Origin of the sequence: Burkholderia sp. BCC1640 (assembly GCF_902833125.1) — a bacterium.
Lineage (GTDB): Bacteria > Pseudomonadota > Gammaproteobacteria > Burkholderiales > Burkholderiaceae > Burkholderia > Burkholderia diffusa.
Map to the genome: position 1 here is coordinate 1 of NZ_CADFEF010000105.1, position 792 is coordinate 792.

General features: G+C 63.4%; 1 pseudogene. It reads left to right on the top strand.

Features of this window, described 5'->3' with window-relative positions:
• Positions 1–53: 53 nt before the first annotated feature.
• Positions 54–792: pseudogene (locus HWX25_RS32665) on the top strand (IS3-like element ISBvi3 family transposase); the annotation flags it as partial.

Genomic DNA, 792 nt, shown 5'->3' on the forward strand with positions numbered 1-792 from the left:
TGACCCTGCCTCGATTCCACGTACAGCAAGAAGTTTGATAACTTTTTGCCTGTATGGAGAAGAACATGGCAGAGAACGTGGTACCGAGACGGCAGTACACGAAGGAATTCAAGGTTGAGGCGGTGCGGCTCGCTGAGAGCGTCGGTCAGCATGAAGCCGCTCGCAGGCTGGGCGTGCCGGTGGCGACGCTGGGGAACTGGTGCCGTGATCAGCGCGATGGCAGTGCGCAGACCGCAGCGGGGCCGGCATCGAGTGCACCGAGCTCAAGTCGTCGTCCGGTGAGCGACCTGGAGGCCGAGAACAGTCGTCTGCGTAAGGAACTGGCCAGTGCAAAGCTGGATATCGAAATTCTTCGAAAGGCGACGGCGTACTTCGCGAAGGGGTCGCGGTGAGGTACGCCTGGATCGACGCACATCGCGACCAGTACAGCGTAAGTCGTCTTTGCCGGGTTCTGGGTGTGTCGCGCAGCGGCTATTGCCAGTGGCGCGGTCGGGAGCCAAGTCGGCGGGCACTGGCCAATGCCATGTTGGACGCTGAGGTCGCCGCCATTCATCGTGCCAGCCGCGGCAGCTATGGCCGTCCTCGTATCGTGCGACAGTTGCGTGCCCAGGGCCGGCCGGTGAGCGCCGAACGCGTGCGTCGCAGCCTGCAACGCCAGGGGCTGCGTCCGGTCTACAAGCGCCCGTATCGGGTGACGACGGATTCGACGCATCGCCTGCCGGTGGCGCCGAATCTGTTGGATCGGCGTTTCGACGGCTGGCGGCCCAATCAAGCCTGGGTAAGCGACATCAC